Genomic DNA, 15,077 nt, shown 5'->3' with positions numbered 1-15,077 from the left:
GTGCGCAGGACGTGGAATCCCTATGGGGTTCCGCCGTTGGGGTTAAACCATGTCATTCCATTTCGGCACGCCGCTTGCGCGGCGTGCGCGCCGGCGCGCGCCCATGCTTTGGGCGGCGCTGCTGGTTGCGGGCGCGGTTCACGCGCAGCAACCGCCTTTCACGCTGGACGCCGCGTTGCAGTCCGCCACCGATCATTCCGCGTCGATGCAGGCCGCGCAGGCTTCGGTGCACGCGAGTTCGGAGGCGGCCGTGAAGGCCGGCCAGCTGCCCGACCCGATGCTCAAGGCCGGCATCGACAACCTGCCAGTCAATGGCGGCCAGCGCTTCACCGTCGGCCAGGACTTCATGACGATGCGTCGCATCGGCATCGAGCAGGAGTGGGTGTCCGGCGACAAGCGGCGCCTGCGATCGGCGCTGGCCGACGAGCAGGTCGGGCGCGAGCGCGCCGGCTATCTCGCGCAGCTCGCGAGCGTACGCCAGCAAACCGCAACGGCGTGGCTGAACGCCGTCTACGCGAAACAGGCGCTCGCGCTGCAGCAGGCGCTGCTCGATCACATGAACCATGAATTCGACGCGACGAAGGCGTCGTATCGCGGCGCGAAGGCAAGTGCGGCCGATGTCGTCCAGGCGCGGGCCATGCTCGCGCAGACGCAGGATCAATGGCTGAAAGCGCAGCAGGTCTACCAGACCGCGCTCATCGCGTTGTCGCGCTGGACCGCCGTGCCGGCGGCCGACGTCACGGGCACGCCGCCCGCGCCGGAATCGTTTGTGTCGTCGTTGCCGCCGGACGAGCTGCGCCTGTCGCAGCCGGCGCTGATCACGGCCGCCGACGATATTGCCGTCGCCGAAGCCGATACCGCCGTCGCGAACAGCGAACGCAGCCCGAACTGGACGTGGGAGGTTGCGTACCAGCAGCGTGGCGGCGCGTATTCGAACATGGTGTCCGTCGGCGTCACGATTCCGTTGCCGATCAACCGCAAGAACCGCCAGAACCGCGACGTCGCCGAGAAGGCCGAACTGGCGACGAAGGCGCGCCTGATGTACGAGGACACGCTGCGCCAGGTGCAGGCCGATATCCGCACGCAGTCCGAAACACTCGCGAGCGGCCGCGAACGCATCGCGAACCTGAGTGCATCGCTGTTGCCCGCTGCCGACCAGCGCGTGCAACTGGCCAATGCCGCCTACCGGGCCGGCGCGGGCTCACTTGCCGATACATTCGCCGCGCGGCGCGCGCAGCTGGACGCGCAGTTGCAGGTGCTCGATCTCAGGCGCGACGTGTCGCAGACCTGGGCGCAGCTCGAATATCAGGTCGTGCCGTCGACGATGGCTGCCGCACAGTGAAGGAGACCATCATGAAGAAGCAATCACTGGCGCGCGCGGTGTTGTTGACGTTCGCTGCCGCGGCGCTGCTCGGCGCCGGTTATGTCGCGGGCACGCGCCATGCGGCAGGCGGCGCGGCGACGGCCGCATCGGTCGCCGCGAACGGTGCAGCACCTGCCGGCAACACCAACCCGGGCACGGGCCGCAAGGTGCTGTACTGGCACGACCCGATGGTGCCGAACCAGCACTTCGACAAACCGGGCAAGTCGCCGTTCATGGACATGCAGTTGCAGCCCGTCTATGCGGACGAAGGCGGCGGCGCGTCCGGTATCCGGATCGATCCGGGCCTGCAGCAGAATCTCGGCATCCGCTATGCGACCGTGCACCGCCAGCAGACGGCGGCCGGCTTCGATGCGGTGGGCACCACGCAATTCGACGAATCGCGGGCGGACGTCGTCCAGTCTCGCGTCACCGGTTACATCGACCGTCTCTATGCGCGCGCACCGATGCAGCGCATCGCGAAGGGCGCGCCGGTGGCGTCGCTGTTCGTGCCCGACTGGCTCGCGCCGCAGGAGGAATACCTCGCGCTCAAGCGCGGCGGGATGGACGGCAGCCTGCTCGACGCGTCGCGCGCCCGGATGCGCGCGCTGTCGATTCCCGACGGCATGATCGCGAGCCTCGACCGCACCGGCCGCGCGCAGACGCACGTCGTGCTGACTGCACCGGAAACCGGCGTCGTCAGCGAGCTGAACGTGCGGGACGGCGCGATGGTCGCGCCCGGTCAGACGCTCGCGAAGATCGCGGGACTGTCGACGCTGTGGCTCATCGTCGAGGTGCCGGAAGCGCTTGCGCTGAACGTGCAGCCGGGGATGCCGGTCGACGCGACGTTCGCGGGCGATCCGGCGCAGCATTTCACCGGACGCATCCGCGAAGTGCTGCCGGGCATCAGCACGAGTAGCCGCACGCTGCAGGCGCGCGTGGAGCTCGACAACGCCGCGCTGAAGCTCACGCCCGGCATGCTGATGCGCGTGCGGGTTGCCGGGAAGGCGAGCGTGTCGCGCCTGCTCGTGCCGTCCGAGGCGGTGATCGCGACGGGCAAGCGCACGATCGTCATCGTGAAGAACGGTGAGGGCCGGCTTCAGCCGGTGCAGGTGACGACCGGCAACGACATCGGCGGCGACACGGAAGTGCTCGACGGGCTCAACGAAGGCGACACGGTCGTTGCATCGGGGCAGTTCCTGATCGATTCCGAGGCGAGCCTGAAGAGCGTGCTGCCGCGGCTGGAGAGCGACACCGGCGCAAGCGGCGCGAAGGCGACATCCGCGTCGGCACCGAAAGCGGCGGCGCCGATCTACGAAACCACCGGCAAGGTCGAACAGGTCACGGCCGACGACATCACGTTCTCGCATCAGCCCGTGCCGGCGCTCGGCTGGGGCGCGATGACGATGGCGTTCGGCAAGCCGTCGGCCACCGCGTTCCCTGACGTGAAGCCTGGCCAGACGGTGCGCTTCGCGTTCACGCAAAGCGACGACGGCTATCGGCTGACGAAGGTCGAACCGCAGGGAGGCGAACGATGATCGCGCGCGTCATTCTCTGGTCGGTCCGGAATCGCTTCCTCGTGTTGCTGGCTACCGTGCTGATCGCTGCGTGGGGCGTTCATTCGCTCCGGCAAACGCCGCTCGACGCATTGCCTGACCTGTCGGACACGCAGGTGATCGTCAAGGCGTCGTATCCAGGCAAGGCACCGCAGATCGTCGAGGATCAGGTGACCTATCCGTTGACGACCACGCTGCTCGGCGTGCCCGGTGCGAAAACCGTGCGCGCGTATTCGTCGTTCGGCGACGCGTTCGTCTACGTGCTGTTCGACGACCGCACCGATCCGTACTGGGCGCGCTCGCGCGTGCTCGAATACCTGAGCCAGGTGCAGAGCCGGCTGCCGGCCGGCGCGACCGTGTCGCTCGGGCCGGATGCGACCGGCGTCGGCTGGGTGTACGAGTACGCGCTCGTCGATCGCACCGGGCATCACGATCTCGGGCAACTGCGCGCGCTCAACGACTGGTTCCTGAAGTTCGAGCTGAAGGCCGTGCCGGACGTCTCGGAAGTCGCGAGCGTCGGCGGCATGGTGCAGCAGTACCAGGTCGTGCTCGATCCGGACAAGCTGCGCGCGTACGGCATCACGCAGGCGGAGATCGCGAACGCGCTCGGCAACGCGAACCAGGCGTCCGGCGGCTCGGTGGTCGAGCTGGCCGAGTCGGAGTACATGGTGCGCTCGACCGGCTACCTGCGCACGCTCGACGATTTCCGGCACGTGGTGCTGCGCACGAACGACGCCGGTACGCCGGTGCTGCTCGGCGACGTCGCGCGCATCCAGGTCGGCCCCGCGATGCGGCGCGGGATCGCGGAGCTGAACGGGCAGGGCGAGGTGACGGGCGGCGTCGTGGTGATGCGCTCGGGCAAGAATGCGCTCACGACGATCGACGCGGTGAAGGCGAAGCTGGCCGACCTGAAGCGTTCGTTGCCGCCCGGCGTCGAGATCGTCACGACCTACGATCGTTCGCAACTGATCGAGCGCGCGGTGGGCAACCTGAAGGACAAGCTGATCGAGGAATTCGTGATCGTCGGCATTGTCTGCGCGGTGTTCCTGTTCCATCTGCGCAGCGCGTTCGTCGCGATCCTGTCGCTGCCGCTCGGCGTGCTGGCCGCGTTCATCGTGATGCGCTACCAGGGCGTCAACGCGAACCTGATGTCGCTCGGCGGGATCGCGATCGCGATCGGCGCGATGATCGACGCGGCGATCGTGATGATCGAGAACGCGCACAAGCATCTTGAAGCGTACGACCACGCGCATCCCGGCGAACCGATCACGTCCGCGCGACGTTGGGAGCTCGTCGCGACGTCGGCTGCGGAGGTCGGGCCCGCACTGTTCTTCTCGCTGCTGATCATCACGCTGTCGTTCATCCCGGTGTTTTCGCTGGAAGGTCAGGAAGGCAAACTGTTCGCGCCGCTGGCGTTCACGAAGACCTACACGATTGCCGCCGCCGCCGGGCTGTCGGTCACGCTGGTGCCGGTGCTGATGGGCTATCTCGTGCGCGGCCGCATTCCGCACGAGCACGCGAACCCGATCAACCGCGTGCTGATCCGCGTATACCGGCCGCTGCTCGAAGCGACGCTGCGGCGCCCGTGGTTCGCGATCGGCGTCGCGGTCGTCGCGCTGTTACTGACGGCCGTGCCGGTGTCGCGGCTCGGCGGCGAATTCATGCCGCCGCTCGACGAAGGCGACCTGCTGTACATGCCGACCGCGCTGCCGGGCATTTCCGCCGACAAGGCGAGCGAGCTGCTGCAGCAGACCGACCGGCTGATCAAGACCGTGCCCGAGGTCGACACGGTGTTCGGCAAATCGGGCCGCGCCGATACCGCGACCGATCCCGCGCCGCTCGAGATGTTCGAGACGACGATCCGGTTCAAGCCGCGCAGCGCATGGCGGCCCGGCATGACACCGGAGAAGCTCGTCGACGAACTCGATCGCACGGTGAAGGTGCCGGGCCTGTCGAACGTGTGGGTGCCGCCGATCCGCAACCGGCTCGACATGCTGTCCACCGGCATCAAGACGCCGGTCGGCGTGAAGATTTCCGGGCCTGACCTGGCCGGCATCGACGCGATCGCGAAGCAGGTCGAGGCAGCGGTGAAGCCCGTGCCGGGTGTCACGTCCGCGCTCGCGGAGCGGCTGAACGGCGGCCGCTATATCGACGTCGACATCGACCGGCTCGCCGCCGCGCGCTACGGGCTGTCGGTGGCCGATATCCAGTCGGTCGTGTCGTCGGCGGTCGGCGGTGACGATGTCGGCGAAGTGATCGCGGGGCGCGAGCGCTTCCCGATCAACATCCGCTACCCGCGCGAGGTGCGCGATTCGGTCGAGAACCTGCGGCAACTGCCGGTCGTCACCGCGCGCGGCGCGCAGATCCGCCTGGGCGACGTCGCGCGCATCGCGATCGCCGACGGGCCGCCGATGATCCGCAGCGAGAACGCGCGATTGTCCGGCTACGTGTACGTCGACATCCGCGGCACCGATCTGCAGAGCGCCGTGCGCGCGATGCAGCAGGCCGTCGCGCAACAGGTCGCGTTGCCGCCCGGCTACTCGATCGCGTGGTCGGGGCAGTTCGAGTATCTCGAACGCGCGGCGGCCAAGCTGCGTACCGTCGTGCCGGTCACGCTCGTGGTGATCTTCGTGCTGCTGTTTCTCACGTTCGGCTCGGCGGCCGATGCGCTGCTGCTGATGTCGACGGTGCCGTTCGCGCTGATCGGCGGCTTCTGGCTCGTGTGGGCGCTCGGCCATGCGGTGTCGGTCGCGACGTCGGTGGGCTTCATCGCGCTCGCGGGCGTGGCCGCCGAGTTCGGCGTCGTGATGCTGCTGTACCTGAAGGGCGCGCTGCAGCGCCGGCTCGACGCCGGCGAACCGCTGACCGATGCGTTGCTGCTCGACGCGATCCGCGAAGGCGCGGTGCTGCGCGTGCGGCCGAAGGCGATGACGGTCGCCGTCGTGCTCGCCGGCCTCGTGCCGATCATGGTCGGGCACGGCGCCGGTTCCGAAGTGATGCAGCGCATCGCCGCGCCGATGGTCGGCGGCATGGTCACGGCGCCGCTGCTGTCGATGTTCGTCATTCCCGCCGCCTGGCTCCTGCTTCAGCGCCGTCGTGCGCGAAGCATGGGCCGCGTGCGGCATTCCGATGCAGTTCCTCACGGCACGAACGTGCCATCCATCCCAACCGGAGAATCACGATGAAGAAGTGGATCACTGTCACCACCACCGCAGCCGTTCTCGCGACCGGCGCTTTCACCGCGCCCGCCTTTGCCGCCGGCGACATGGCCGGCATGGACATGTCGGGCATGAAGATGTCGTCGGGCGGCGCGGCCGACTCGAATGCCGCGCTGACCGATGCCGAAGTGAAGAAGGTCGATGCCGCGAGCGGCAAGATCACGCTGAAGCACGGCGCGCTCGACAACGTCGGGATGCCCCCGATGACGATGGCGTTCAAGGCGAAGGACGCGGCGATGCTCGACCACGCGCATGCGGGCGACAAGGTCAAGGTGCGGATCGAGAAGGTCGACGGCACGCTGACGATCGTCAAGCTGGTGAAGGCGTCCTGACCTGAGTTCGCGCCGGTGCATCGCCCGCCCGTGAAGCGGGGCGGCGGCTGCACCGGCACGCGCATATCGGGCCGGATGCGGCTCGTGCGGCTGCGTTTGATGGTGTGCGACGGGTGGGGTGCAGCCCGCCAGTGCCGTACGGCAGGGGATCGGCACCTACATTTCAACAATACTTGAAATGTCGAAATGAAGACGCTATCCTTCGCGCCATGGACTCCAATCTCGTCGTGCGCGCCCTGGGCGCGCTTGCTCATGAAGCGCGCCTCGCCATCTTTCGCGCGCTGGTCGTGGCCGGCCCGCAAGGGCTGCCGGCCGGCGCGATCGCCCAGCAGATCGGGCTGTCGCCATCGAGCCTGTCGTTCCATCTGAAGGATTTGTCGCATGCGGATCTGGTCACTGCGCGTCAGGACGGCCGGTTCATCTATTACGCGGCGAATTTCGAATCGATGAGCGGGCTCATCGGGTTCCTGACCGAGAACTGCTGCGAGGGCGCCGCGTGCGGCGTGCCGGCGGCGCCGGCCTGCTGCGGGGATCGCCCATGACCGGCTCGAACGTGGCCCCGTCGCAAGCCGTGGCGCTCAAGCCCGCCATCGGCTTCTTCGAGCGCTACCTGACCGTCTGGGTGGCGCTTTGCATCGTGCTCGGCATCGCGCTGGGCCTGGCGCTGCCGGGGCTCTTCCAGCGCATCGGCCGCATGGAATACGCCCAGGTCAACCTGCCCGTCGGGCTGTTGATCTGGGTGATGATCGTGCCGATGCTCGTCAAGGTCGACTTCGGTGCGTTGCATGAGGTTCGGCAGCATGTGCGGGGGATCGGCGTCACGCTCGTCGTGAACTGGCTCGTCAAACCGTTTTCGATGGCGTTGCTCGGCTGGCTGTTCATCCGGCAGCTGTTCGCGCCGATGCTGCCGGCCGACCAGATCGACAGCTATATCGCCGGCCTGATCCTGCTGGCCGCCGCGCCGTGCACGGCGATGGTGTTCGTGTGGAGCCGGCTGACCGGCGGCGACCCGCTGTTCACGCTGTCGCAGGTTGCGCTGAACGACAGCATCATGGTGATCGCGTTCGCGCCGCTGGTCGGCCTGCTGCTGGGGATGTCCGCCATCACGGTGCCCTGGGCGACGCTGCTCACGTCGGTGGTGCTGTACATCGTCATTCCGGTGATCCTCGCGCAAGTGTGGCGCAGGCTGTTGCTCGCCAGGGGGCAGGCGGCGTTCGACCGTGCGATGGCGAAGATCGGCCCGTGGTCCATCGCCGCGCTGCTGGCCACGCTCGTGCTGCTGTTCGCGTTCCAGGGCGAGGCGATCCTGAAGCAACCGCTGGTGATCGCGCTGCTCGCGGTGCCGATCCTGATCCAGGTGTTCTTCAACGCAGCGCTCGCCTATGGGCTCAATCGCATCGTCGGCGAGAAACACAGCATCGCGTGCCCGTCGGCGCTGATCGGCGCGTCCAATTTCTTCGAACTGGCCGTGGCGGCTGCCATCAGCCTGTTCGGCTTCCACTCGGGCGCCGCGCTCGCGACCGTCGTCGGCGTGCTCATCGAGGTGCCGGTCATGCTGCTCGTCGTGCGCATCGTCAACCGCTCGAAGGGCTGGTACGAGCGCGCATGAAACCATTCAGGAATCCGGAAATGACCGACATCACGATCTATCACAACCCCGATTGCGGCACGTCGCGCAACACGCTGGCCATGATTCGCAACTCCGGCGTCGAGCCTCGCGTCGTGCTGTACCTCGAAACGCCGCCGGGCCAGGAGGAATTGCGCGCGCTGATCGCCGCGATGGGCATCCCCGTTCGCGACGTGCTGCGTCGCAAGGGCACACCGTATGAAGCGCTCGATCTCGACAATCCGAAATGGAGCGACGACGATCTGATCGGCTTCATGGTCGCGCATCCGCTCCTGATCAATCGCCCGATCGTCGTCACCCCGCTCGGCACGCGGCTGTGCCGCCCGTCCGAACAGGTGCTCGAGATCCTGCCCGATCCGCAGAAGGGGCCGTATGCGAAGGAAGACGGCGAAATCGTGATCGACGCGGAGGGCAAGCGTGTCTGACAGCCTGAACGATCTGCCGCAACTCGATGCCACGCTCTTTCGCGTACCGGACGCGAGCGCACTGCAGCCCGCGCGGCCGTCGACGCACCCGCCACGCATCGTGCTGCTCTACGGGTCATTGCGCGCGCGTTCGTTCAGCCGGCTGCTGGTCGAGGAGGCGGCGCGGTTGCTGACGGCCATGGGCGCCGATGTCAGGATCTTCAATCCGGCCGGATTGCCGTTGCCTGACGATGCGCCCGAGCATCACCCGAAAGTGGCGGAGTTGCGCGAGCTCGTGCAATGGTCGGAGGGCATGGTGTGGTGCTCCCCCGAGCGGCACGGCGCGATGACCGGCGTGATGAAAGCGCAGATCGACTGGATTCCGTTGTCGGTCGGCGCGGTACGGCCGACGCAGGGCAAGACGCTGGCGGTCATGCAGGTCAGCGGCGGATCGCAATCGTTCAACGCGGTCAACCAGATGCGGGTGCTCGGGCGCTGGATGCGCATGCTGACCATTCCGAACCAGTCGTCCGTCGCGAAGGCATTCATGGAATTCGGCGACGACGACAGGATGAAGCCGTCCGCGTATTTCGACCGGGTCGTGGACGTCATGGAGGAACTGGTCAAGTTCACGCTGCTCACGCGCGACGTCGGCACGTACCTGACCGACCGGTACAGCGAGCGCAAGGAAAGCGCCGAACAACTGTCGCAGCGTGTGAACCAGGCGCGCATCTGAACCCCGCGCGGGCAAGCGGCGCGGGGGGGGCATCGTTCGCGCCGGGGCAGGGCAGCGGGATCTGACCGTGTGAGTCAGATCATCGAGCCAGTGTCAGGAACAGATACCCTGCGTAACCCGCGCCGTTCGCCAGCAATGCCCAGATCGCAAGCCCGCGCGTGCGCGCATTGAAGCGCAGCCATGCCGCCGCCGCGAGCGTGATGATCACACCGGTCAACACTTCGGGGCGCGGCTCCCACGGCGTCAGCATGATGCCGATCGCCGGCAGCAGCGTGCCCTGGAACACCATCGCGCCGGTGATGTTGCCGAACGCGAGCGTGTCCTTCCTGCGGCGGATCCACAGCACGCTGTTGACCTTCTCGGGCAGCTCCGTCGCGATCGGCACGATGATCAGCGACAGCAGCAGTGCCGATACGCCGAGCACGTGCGACACACCTTCCACGCCGTGAATGAAACCCTTCGCACCGCCGACCAGCAGCGCGAGGCCGATCAGCAGCTGCAGCGCGATGGTCGCCAGGTTGGTCGGCACACCCAGGCGCGACAGGAACATCGTGTGCGGCGCTTCGGTGCCATGCCCGGCATCGACGAGCTGGTTCGACGCACGGAACGTCATCACGACATACATCACGTAGATCCCGACCAGCATCGCGGCGAGCAGCGCGCGCACGGCCCCGTTGTGATGCGGGACGAACATCGCGGCGGTAGCCAGCGAGAACGCGGCGAGAAAGTAGTTCAGGTCGCGCACGAAGCCCGTCCGTTCGGGCGCGATCGTGCCGCGCAGCCCGCGCGAGCGGATCACCGCGATCGTCATCAGGAACGTGGTGAGCGTGGCGAGCATCAGCGGCGCGCCGAGAATCGCGCCGACACCGATCTCCTCGTTCACGGCCTGGTTTGCCGTGCCGCCGGCGAGTGCGAGCAGCGGCACCATTGTTTCGGGCAGCGCGGTGCCGACGGCGGCGAACAGCGAACCGGTGACGCCTTCGGAAATCTTCAGGCGTTCGCCGAGATGTTCGAGCGCATTGGTGAAGACCTCGGCGGCGACGAGGATGACGATCAGCATGACCGCCAGTTCGACAAACATGAAGGTCATGCGGCACCTCCGCAGGCATGGGTGCGGACGGCGGCGAAACGCGGGGAGACGGCGGCGGGGAACATGGGGACTCCGTGGTCGGACGCTGACGAACCATGGCGCATCCGCCGACGTCCGACCAGGAACGACGCGATGCGCCCATGGTCTCGCCAGGCCGATCAGGCTGAACGCGCCACGGCCGCAGGCCGAGTGTGTTGACGCGTTCGCTTTCCGGGGAAGGAAAGCAGGCTACTCCCCAAAGACGAAGGGCAGTCTAGCCGAGCGGATTTCTTTCGACAAGCCTTCATCTCAAAAAAATATACCCCTCTCCCCTATAGGGGAAGCTTTCCGGAGATATACTCCCCCTCCCTATACAGGAGCCCGTCATCGATGAGCCATACCGTTCGTGAAAAACAGAAGCTGCTGAACCGCGTGCGTCGTATCAAGGGCCAGGTCGAGGCCATCGAGCGCGCGCTCGGGGACGAGCACGGCTGCAACGAGGTCCTGCAATTGATCACGAGTTGCCGCGGCGCGATGAACGGCTTGCTGGCCGTCGTGCTGGAAGACCACATTCGCGAGCATCTGGTCGATGCGCACGCACCTGACGCACACGAAGGCAGCGCGACCGAGCAGCTGATCGACGTGGTGCACAGCTATTTCAAGTAATCGGGGCAGGACATGAATACTTTCCAGGATGACGCGTTCGGCGCGGGGCATGACCATATCTTCCTCGGCGATGCGCACGAGCAGAACGAACGGAAGACGTGGATGGTCATCGGCCTGTGCTCGGCGATGATGGTGGCCGAGATCGTCGGCGGCACGCTGTTCGGGTCGCTCGCGCTCGTCGCCGACGGGTTGCACATGTCGACGCACGCCGGCGCGATGTTGATCGCCGCGCTGGCCTATACCTATGCGCGCAAGCATGCGGACGATCCGCGCTTCGTGTTCGGCACCGGCAAGCTGGGCGACCTGGCCGGCTTCACGAGCGCGATCGTGCTCGCGATGATCGCGATCCTGATCGGCTACGAGGCGGTTGCGCGTCTGCTGGCTCCGGTGCCCATTCACTTCGGCGAAGCGATTCCGATTGCCGTGCTGGGGCTCGCGGTGAACCTCGCCAGCGTGTGGCTGCTGAGCGGCGGCCATCACCACGGCCATCACCACGGGCATGACCATGGGCACGGCCATCATCATGGGCACGACCACGATCATGATCACGACGATGATGACCATCACGCACATCACGATCACGGTTCGCAAACGGCAGCCCATCGCGACCACAACATCCGCTCGGCCTACGTTCACGTGATCGCCGATGCGGCCGTGTCGGTGCTGGCCATCGTCGGCCTGCTGCTCGCACGTGCGTTCGGTTGGGTCTGGATGGATCCCGTTGCGGGCATCATCGGCGCACTCGTGATCGCGAACTGGTCGTACGGGCTGATGCGCGATACGGGCGGCATCCTGCTCGACGTCAACGTCGATCGCAAGCTGGCGGCGCGCGTACGTCACGCGATCGAGGCGCTTGGCGACAAGGTCAACGATCTGCACGTGTGGCGCGTCGGCCCCGGCCACATGAGCGCGATCGTGTCGGTCGAGACGGTCGATACGGTGCGCGACGCGCGTTTCTACCATGCGCTGATCGAGGGCTTCGACGGCGTGTCGCACGTGACCGTCGAAGTGATGACGCCTGCGAAGGCGGCCTGACCGTGGCCGTGAAATCGCCCTGTATCGACCTGTGTGCGTTTGACGGCCGAACGGGCTTTTGTGTCGGCTGCCTGCGCACACGCGACGAGGCGCGGGACTGGAGGAAGATGACCGACCATCGCCGCCACCAGATACTGAACGACCGCAATCGCCGCCAGGCGAAAATCCGGCGCGAGCCGGGGGAGTGAAGGCGCTCGTCGGCGGGTGCGGTCGTGCTTCGTCGCGCGTCGCATCGGCCGGCATGCCGATGCGACAGACAAAGCGACAGACAAAGCGACAGGCAATGCGACAGGCAATGCGACAGGCAATGCGCGGCAAGCGGCTTACCCTTCGGTGCCGCGCGGAAAATAAAGCGCGAACGTCGTGCGCCCGTCGCGGCTCGCGACCTCGACCTTGCCGCGATGCAGCTCCATGATCGACTTCACGATCGCGAGCCCGAGCCCCGCGTTGCGCGCCGCGCCGTGCCGCGACGAATCGATGCGGTAGAAGCGCTCGAAGATCCGTTCGACCTGTTCGGGCGGAATCGCGGCGCCGCGATTCGTGACTTCGACGATCGCGTAATTCCCTTGCGCCGAAACGGCCAGCTCGATCGTCGACGCGGCTTCCGCGTGTTCGAGCGCATTCGACGCGAGATTGCTCACCGCGCGGCGGAACAGCGTAGCGTCCGCGACGACCGGCGCTTCGCCGCGCACGTCGATGCGCACACCGGCTTCGTCGGCGAGCGCCTGGAAATACGACGCAAGCCGGCGCAGTTCGCTGCCCGCGTCGAGTTCGGCGGTCTTCAGGTACTGCCGGGCATTATCGGTGCGCGCGAGAAACAGCATGTTCTCGATCATCCGCTGCAGCCGTTCGCATTCCTCGATGTTCGAATCGATCAGCGCTTCGTATTCCTCGGTCGTGCGCGCGCGCGACAGCGTGACCTGCGACGCGCTGATCACGTTCGCGAGCGGCGTGCGCATGTCGTGCGCGAGATCGGACGAGAACTGCGACAGCCGAACGAACGCGCGTTCGAGGCGGTCGAGCATCCGGTTGACCGACGTCGCGAGTTCGTGCAGCTCGACCGGGCCGCCGCGCGCGTCGAGCCGCGCGTTCAGGTTGTGCGCCTCGATGCGTGACGTCTGGCGCCCGAGGCTCTCGACCGGGCGCAGGCCGCGCGACGCGACCGCGTAGCCGAGCGCGCCGACCAGCAGCGCGCCCACGGCCGCCGCGAGCCAGATGTCCACACGATAGCTTTCCAGCAGCGACTGGCGATCGGTCGCCGTGCGTGCAAGCGCGACCTGAATTGCATCGCCGGACGGCAGTGTGGCGCGGGCATACACGCAGCGCGACGTGCCGATGCCGGGCGGTGAGCACGTGAACGGGCTGCTGCTTCCGCCTGCGTTGCCCGCCGGATGCGGTGCGGTGATGACCGATACGAGTGTGTTGCCCGCCTCGTCGGAATGTTCGACCAGTGGCCGGTTCTGCGCGTCGTAGATGCCGAGATAGACGCCCGGATGCGACAGCAGCACTTCATGAAACACGGCCGGATCGGCGCGCAGCGCGGCAGCCGAGCCGCTCGCGTGCGCCAGCTGCAGGAACTGGTTGAGCTTGCCGGAGATCTCGATATCGTCGCGCCGCGTCAGCTCGGCGGACAGCGAGCGATACAGGTACGCGCCGGTCAGCGCGAACACGAGCGCGGCGACGACGGCGAACGCCAGCGTCAGGCGCCGCAGCAGCGAATACGAGCCGGGGCTGCGCGTCACGAACGATCCTCGAGCACGTAGCCCATTCCGCGGATCGTGTGGATCAGCTTCTTCTCATGGGCGTTGTCGATCTTCGCGCGCAGGCGCTTGATCGCCGCATCGACGACGTTCGTGTCGCTGTCGAAATTCATGTCCCAGATCTGCGACGTGATGAAGGTGCGCGTCAGCACTTCCCCTTCGCGTTCGGCGAGCAGTTGCAGCAGCGCGAATTCCTGCGCGGTCAGGTCGATGCGGGTGTCGGCGCGGCGCACGCGGCGGCGGATCAGGTCGACTTCGAGATCGGCGACATGCAGGATGTCGCGCACGTTGCGCGGCGCGCGCCGCAGCAGCGAGCGGATGCGCGCGAGAAACTCGGCATACGCGAACGGCTTGAGCAGGTAGTCGTCGGCACCGAGTTCGAGCCCGGCGACTTTGTCCTCGATCGCCTCGCGCGCCGTGAGCAGCAGCACGGGCGTCTGCTTCTGCGCGCGCAGGCGCCGGAGCACCTCGAAGCCATCCAGTTCCGGCAGCATCACGTCGAGCACGACGAGGTCGAAATCCTCGTGCAGTGCGAGGAACAGCCCGTCCTTGCCGTTTTCCGCGACGTCGACCGTGTAGCTCGCCTCCATCAGCCCCTTCCGGAGGTACGACGCCATCTTGGGTTCGTCTTCGACTATCAGTATCCGCATGGTGAGGCAGGCTGTCCGTGATTCCAGCCGGTCAGTGTAACGCGTGAGCTTACGGCGCCGCGCGTGCGCGAAGGATGACCGCCGGATGACGGAATTGTCATGAAACGCATACGCCGCGTCGCCCGCGTTTCGTGAAAATTCGGTCATGTTTCGACCATGTCGTCGTCACCGCGGCGGCGATAAGCTTCGGCCGTCGTGTCTCCGGAGCGCGCCGTCACGGCGCCGCGCCGGCCCATCCGGTCGTTGCCTGCCTGATTCCGCATCCATGTCGTACTGGCGCAAGTTCATCCTCGTCGTGCTGCTGGCGCTGAGCCTGCCGATCCAGTCGTTCGCGACCGTGTCGAGGGCATGCGCGGTCGCAGTCGTGGCCATGCCGCACATGGAAGACGGGGCAAGTGCTGTTGAGGCCGCGCCGCATGCAATGCCGAGCGCGCAGGGTGACCCGCATCAGCACGCGCACGACGATCATGCGCGACATGCACAGCCGTGCTCCGCGTGCGGGTCTTGCTGCCTCGGCACCGGCATGGCGGATCTTCCTGCGATGTCCGTTACGTCGGGTATCGGCGTCGCGATCGTTGCTTTCGCTCCAGCCCCGGTCGTCGTGTCGTTCCTGACCGGCGGCATCGAAAGGCCGCCGCGCCGGCTTCTCGTCTAGACCCTGCCC

General features: G+C 66.8%; 15 protein-coding genes and 1 riboswitch. Of the genes, 12 read left to right on the top strand and 3 right to left on the bottom strand.

Annotated elements, in window-relative coordinates:
- Positions 1-49: 49 nt before the first annotated feature.
- The 8 genes from ACPTTF_RS31075 (at position 50) to arsH (ending at position 9,233) form a co-directional block, all read left to right on the top strand.
- The gene (locus ACPTTF_RS31075; RefSeq protein WP_423369516.1) at positions 50-1,342 is read left to right on the top strand and encodes a TolC family protein; all 1,293 of its coding nucleotides are present in this window, start codon (positions 50-52) and stop codon (positions 1,340-1,342) included.
- 11 nt (positions 1,343-1,353) lie between these two features.
- Positions 1,354-2,898 carry an efflux RND transporter periplasmic adaptor subunit gene (locus ACPTTF_RS31070; RefSeq protein ID WP_423369515.1) on the top strand — a complete coding sequence of 515 codons (1,545 nt, stop codon included), beginning with the start codon at positions 1,354-1,356 and terminating at the stop codon, positions 2,896-2,898.
- Complete coding sequence (locus ACPTTF_RS31065) at positions 2,895-6,101, top strand: efflux RND transporter permease subunit (RefSeq protein ID WP_423369514.1); 3,207 nt, start codon at positions 2,895-2,897, stop codon at positions 6,099-6,101. Before ACPTTF_RS31070 ends, ACPTTF_RS31065 begins: the two co-directional genes overlap by 4 nt.
- Positions 6,098-6,466 carry a copper-binding protein gene (locus ACPTTF_RS31060; RefSeq protein ID WP_423369513.1) on the top strand — a complete coding sequence of 123 codons (369 nt, stop codon included), beginning with the start codon at positions 6,098-6,100 and terminating at the stop codon, positions 6,464-6,466. The genes ACPTTF_RS31065 and ACPTTF_RS31060 overlap by 4 nt, the downstream gene beginning before the upstream one ends.
- Before the next feature lie 209 nt (positions 6,467-6,675).
- On the top strand, positions 6,676-7,008 hold the full coding sequence (locus ACPTTF_RS31055; RefSeq protein WP_166955132.1) for an ArsR/SmtB family transcription factor: 333 nt from the start codon (positions 6,676-6,678) through the stop codon (positions 7,006-7,008).
- On the top strand, positions 7,005-8,075 hold the full coding sequence (gene arsB / locus ACPTTF_RS31050) for an ACR3 family arsenite efflux transporter (protein ID WP_423369512.1): 1,071 nt from the start codon (positions 7,005-7,007) through the stop codon (positions 8,073-8,075). The genes ACPTTF_RS31055 and arsB overlap by 4 nt, the downstream gene beginning before the upstream one ends.
- Before the next feature lie 20 nt (positions 8,076-8,095).
- Positions 8,096-8,518 (top strand): arsenate reductase (glutaredoxin), encoded by a 423-nt coding sequence (arsC, locus tag ACPTTF_RS31045; RefSeq protein WP_423369915.1) that lies wholly within the window; start codon positions 8,096-8,098, stop codon positions 8,516-8,518.
- The gene (gene arsH, locus ACPTTF_RS31040) at positions 8,511-9,233 is read left to right on the top strand and encodes an arsenical resistance protein ArsH (protein ID WP_423369511.1); all 723 of its coding nucleotides are present in this window, start codon (positions 8,511-8,513) and stop codon (positions 9,231-9,233) included. Before arsC ends, arsH begins: the two co-directional genes overlap by 8 nt.
- Before the next feature lie 79 nt (positions 9,234-9,312).
- On the opposite strand, the gene ACPTTF_RS31035 is transcribed toward arsH, so the two are convergent.
- On the bottom strand, positions 9,313-10,323 hold the full coding sequence (locus ACPTTF_RS31035) for a sodium:calcium antiporter (RefSeq protein WP_423369510.1): 1,011 nt from the start codon (positions 10,321-10,323) through the stop codon (positions 9,313-9,315).
- Between the two features lie 74 nt (positions 10,324-10,397).
- Positions 10,398-10,572: riboswitch (yybP-ykoY riboswitch) on the bottom strand.
- Positions 10,573-10,692: 120 nt separating this feature from the next.
- Here ACPTTF_RS31035 and ACPTTF_RS31030 point away from each other — a divergent pair.
- Genes ACPTTF_RS31030 through ACPTTF_RS31020 form a run of 3 tightly spaced genes read left to right on the top strand, consistent with a single transcriptional unit; the run spans position 10,693 to position 12,191 of the window.
- Positions 10,693-10,968, top strand: a complete 276-nt coding sequence (locus tag ACPTTF_RS31030) for a metal/formaldehyde-sensitive transcriptional repressor (protein WP_423369509.1) — start codon at positions 10,693-10,695, stop codon at positions 10,966-10,968.
- Between the two features lie 12 nt (positions 10,969-10,980).
- Positions 10,981-12,003: a CDF family Co(II)/Ni(II) efflux transporter DmeF gene (gene dmeF, locus ACPTTF_RS31025; protein WP_423369508.1), complete on the top strand. Its 1,023-nt coding sequence runs from the start codon at positions 10,981-10,983 to the stop codon at positions 12,001-12,003.
- A 2-nt stretch (positions 12,004-12,005) separates the two neighbouring features.
- Positions 12,006-12,191: a DUF1289 domain-containing protein gene (locus ACPTTF_RS31020; protein ID WP_423369507.1), complete on the top strand. Its 186-nt coding sequence runs from the start codon at positions 12,006-12,008 to the stop codon at positions 12,189-12,191.
- Between the two features lie 135 nt (positions 12,192-12,326).
- Here ACPTTF_RS31020 and ACPTTF_RS31015 read toward each other — a convergent pair whose 3' ends face one another.
- A complete protein-coding gene (locus tag ACPTTF_RS31015) occupies positions 12,327-13,745 on the bottom strand; it encodes a heavy metal sensor histidine kinase (RefSeq protein WP_423369506.1) in 1,419 nt (472 codons plus the stop codon).
- On the bottom strand, positions 13,742-14,413 hold the full coding sequence (locus ACPTTF_RS31010; protein WP_423369505.1) for a heavy metal response regulator transcription factor: 672 nt from the start codon (positions 14,411-14,413) through the stop codon (positions 13,742-13,744). The genes ACPTTF_RS31015 and ACPTTF_RS31010 overlap by 4 nt, the downstream gene beginning before the upstream one ends.
- A 295-nt stretch (positions 14,414-14,708) precedes the next feature.
- Here ACPTTF_RS31010 and ACPTTF_RS31005 point away from each other — a divergent pair, with 295 nt between their 5' ends.
- Positions 14,709-15,068, top strand: a complete 360-nt coding sequence (locus ACPTTF_RS31005; RefSeq protein WP_423369504.1) for a hypothetical protein — start codon at positions 14,709-14,711, stop codon at positions 15,066-15,068.
- Positions 15,069-15,077 lie beyond the last annotated feature (9 nt).

The organism is Burkholderia crassaminum (genome assembly GCF_964265005.1).
Lineage (GTDB): Bacteria > Pseudomonadota > Gammaproteobacteria > Burkholderiales > Burkholderiaceae > Burkholderia.
Note: the sequence above shows the minus strand (reverse complement) of the source record. Positions and strands in the feature narration are given on the sequence as shown.

Bases quoted from the DNA above. Each gene is read 5' to 3' on its own strand.
- ACPTTF_RS31075 (WP_423369516.1), top strand. From the start codon at position 50: ATGTCATTCCATTTCGGCACGCCGCTTGCGCGGCGTGCGCGCCGGCGC.
- ACPTTF_RS31070 (WP_423369515.1), top strand. From the start codon at position 1,354: ATGAAGAAGCAATCACTGGCGCGCGCGGTGTTGTTGACGTTCGCTGCC.
- ACPTTF_RS31065 (WP_423369514.1), top strand. From the start codon at position 2,895: ATGATCGCGCGCGTCATTCTCTGGTCGGTCCGGAATCGCTTCCTCGTG.
- ACPTTF_RS31060 (WP_423369513.1), top strand. From the start codon at position 6,098: ATGAAGAAGTGGATCACTGTCACCACCACCGCAGCCGTTCTCGCGACC.
- ACPTTF_RS31055 (WP_166955132.1), top strand. From the start codon at position 6,676: ATGGACTCCAATCTCGTCGTGCGCGCCCTGGGCGCGCTTGCTCATGAA.
- arsB (WP_423369512.1), top strand. From the start codon at position 7,005: ATGACCGGCTCGAACGTGGCCCCGTCGCAAGCCGTGGCGCTCAAGCCC.
- arsC (WP_423369915.1), top strand. From the start codon at position 8,096: ATGACCGACATCACGATCTATCACAACCCCGATTGCGGCACGTCGCGC.
- ACPTTF_RS31035 (WP_423369510.1), bottom strand. From the start codon at position 10,323: ATGACCTTCATGTTTGTCGAACTGGCGGTCATGCTGATCGTCATCCTC.
- ACPTTF_RS31030 (WP_423369509.1), top strand. From the start codon at position 10,693: ATGAGCCATACCGTTCGTGAAAAACAGAAGCTGCTGAACCGCGTGCGT.
- dmeF (WP_423369508.1), top strand. From the start codon at position 10,981: ATGAATACTTTCCAGGATGACGCGTTCGGCGCGGGGCATGACCATATC.
- ACPTTF_RS31010 (WP_423369505.1), bottom strand. From the start codon at position 14,413: ATGCGGATACTGATAGTCGAAGACGAACCCAAGATGGCGTCGTACCTC.